Source organism: Methylibium sp. T29 (genome assembly GCF_000576205.1).
In the GTDB taxonomy this organism is placed as follows: Bacteria; Pseudomonadota; Gammaproteobacteria; order Burkholderiales; family Burkholderiaceae_C; genus Methylibium; species Methylibium petroleiphilum.
Genome location: NZ_AZND01000382.1, coordinates 1 through 2,471, shown reverse-complemented (window position 1 = coordinate 2,471; position 2,471 = coordinate 1). Strand labels below are relative to the sequence as shown.

The following is a 2,471-nucleotide window of genomic DNA, read 5'->3' as shown; positions in this document are numbered from 1 at the left end:
GTCGATGCGCGTGCCCAACGTGGCCGGCGGCGGCCTGCCCGGGCTGCAGGCCCTCGGCATCACGCCGGCGGCACTGGAAGCGATCGGGCCGAGTTACCTGAGTCCCGGGCGCGGCCCGGCGCGGCTCGACGGGTTTCGCGCGCTGGCACGACGGCACTGAAGCGCCCGCCCGGCGGGACCCGCCGGCGTGCATCAATCCGATGCAGCGAATGCAATCCGGGATGCGGGGCGTCCCGCTAGCATCGAGGCCACAGGAGGCCCCATGCAGCTCGTGATCGGCAACAAGAACTACTCGTCGTGGTCGCTGCGGCCCTGGGTGCTGATGCGTCAGGCCGGCATCCCCTTCGAGGAGGTGATGATCCGCTTCGACAGCCTGGCGGCCGATTCGAAGTTCCAGCAGGCGCTGGCCCGGCACACGCCGGCCGGCAAGGTGCCGGTACTGATCGAAGACGATGGCTTCGTGGTCTGGGACACGCTGGCGATCGCCGAGTACCTGGCCGAGAAATTCCCGCAGGCGGGCCTGTGGCCTGCCGATCCGAAGGCGCGTGCCCGCGCCCGCAGCGTCTGCGCCGAAATGCATGCCGGCTTCGGCGCGCTGCGCAGCCACTGCCCGCTCAACATCGAGGCCCGCTTGCCCGATGTGGGCGCCCGCCTGCTGCAGGAGCAGCCCGGGCTGCGGGCGGACGTCCGGCGCATCGTCGAGCTGTGGTCGGAGCTGCTGGGCGCGCACGGCGGCCCGTTGCTGTTCGGCCGCTTCACCATCGCCGACGCCTACTTCGCGCCGGTGTGCAGCCGCTTGAGGACCTATGGGCTGCCGGTGCCGCCCATCGCCGCGGCCTACATCGACGCGGTGTTCGCGCTGCCCGGCATGCAGGCCTGGGTGGCCGAGGCCCTGGCCGAACAGGAGTTCCTGGACTTCGAGGAGCCGTACCGACAGTCCCGGACAGACGCCTCGGACGCTCCATGAGAAACGGGCCCGAAGGCCCGTTGTCGTTGCGCTGCCTGACGTGCGCTCAGCGGTGACGGCCGCGGCGGTGCGCGACGAAACCGAGCACGCCCACGGCGGCCAGCATCAACGCGAGATTGCTCGGCTCGGAAGCCGGGGCGGTGGCGCTCAATGCGACTTCGCTTTCGGTCGGCTGGGCCGCGATCGCCGGTTTGGCTTTCTGGTCGGCGAAACTCGGTGCGAGAGCACCTGCGAGTACCACGGCAGCCAGTAGCGGTTTGATGAACATGACATTTCCCTGTTTAAGATGCTTTTGCGGCGGTGACGCTTTTGGCGTCGGAAAGGCCGCATCTCGCTATCACCGTTTGTATGCGCGCCCCCCTTTGAGCGGTACCCCGTGACTCAAGGTTCACCCCCCGAACAAGGGGTTCATTTCGTCGCCACAGCGCCACAAGACGCTCAAGTTTTTGTTGTCGGCGGCGCCGTCCGCGACGAATTGCTGGGAATCGCCGGTCGAGACCGGGACTGGGTGGTCGTCGGCAGCACACCGCAGCAGATGCTCGACGCCGGCTTCCTGCCGGTCGGACGCGACTTCCCGGTCTTCCTGCACCCGCAGACGCACGAGGAGTACGCACTCGCACGCTCCGAACGCAAGACGGGTCCGGGCTATCACGGCTTCAGCTTCCACGCCGCACCGGACGTGACGCTGGAACAAGACCTGGCACGGCGCGACCTGACCATCAACGCCATCGCCCGCGCGGCCGACGGCACGCTGATCGACCCCTACGGCGGCCAGCGCGACCTGGCAGCCCGTGTGCTCCGCCACGTGTCGCCGGCCTTCGCCGAGGACCCGGTGCGCATCCTGCGGGTCGCACGCTTCGCGGCGCGCTTCGATGGGTTTTCCGTCGCACCCGAGACGTTGGCCCTGATGCGCGGCATGGTCGACGGCGGCGAGGTCGACCACCTCGTCCCCGAACGCGTGTGGCAGGAACTCGCGCGCGGCCTGATGGAGCCGCGCCCGTCGCGCATGTTCGAGCTGCTGCGCGAATGCGGCGCACTGCAGCGGCTGCTGCCCGAGGTCGCGCGGCTGTGGGGCGTGCCGCAGCGCGCCGAACACCACCCCGAGGTCGACACCGGCGTGCACCTGATGATGGTGCTGGACATGAGTGCGCGGCTCGACGCGCCGTTGACGGTGCGCTACGCCTGCCTCGGCCACGACCTCGGCAAGGGCAGCACCCCGGCGGAGCTGCTGCCGCGGCACATCGGCCACGAGCAGCGCAGCGTGGCGCTGCTGCGGGGGCTGAACGAGCGACTGCGCGTGCCGATCGACTGCCGCGAACTCGCCGACGTGGTGGCGCGCGAACACGGCAACGTGCACCGCAGCGGCGAGTTCGGCGCCGCCGCGCTGGTGCGCCTGCTCGAGCGCTGCGACGCCTTCCGCAAGCCGGCGCGCTTCCACGAGGTGCTGCAGGCCTGCGAGTGCGACGCGCGCGGGCGGCTCGGCTTCGAGGACACGGCCTATGCG

General features: G+C 70.1%; 3 protein-coding genes and 1 pseudogene. 3 read left to right on the top strand and 1 reads right to left on the bottom strand.

Annotated elements, in window-relative coordinates:
• Together x551_RS27770 and x551_RS21155 are read left to right on the top strand one after the other, a co-directional pair.
• A pseudogene (locus x551_RS27770) lies at nt 1-160 on the top strand (complex I NDUFA9 subunit family protein); the annotation flags it as partial.
• 102 nt (nt 161-262) lie between these two features.
• Nucleotides 263-967: a glutathione S-transferase family protein gene (locus x551_RS21155; RefSeq protein WP_036236358.1), complete on the top strand. Its 705-nt coding sequence runs from the start codon at nt 263-265 to the stop codon at nt 965-967.
• A 46-nt stretch (nt 968-1,013) separates the two neighbouring features.
• Here the strand turns inward: x551_RS21155 and x551_RS21150 are convergent, their stop codons facing one another.
• A complete protein-coding gene (locus x551_RS21150; RefSeq protein WP_036236355.1) occupies nt 1,014-1,235 on the bottom strand; it encodes a PEP-CTERM domain protein in 222 nt (73 codons plus the stop codon).
• A gap of 108 nt (nt 1,236-1,343) precedes the next feature.
• On the opposite strand from x551_RS21150, the gene x551_RS21145 reads away from it, so the two are divergent.
• Nucleotides 1,344-2,471, top strand: a 1,128-nt coding sequence (locus tag x551_RS21145; RefSeq protein ID WP_036251041.1) for a multifunctional CCA addition/repair protein, incomplete at its 3' end; no start/stop codon positions are given.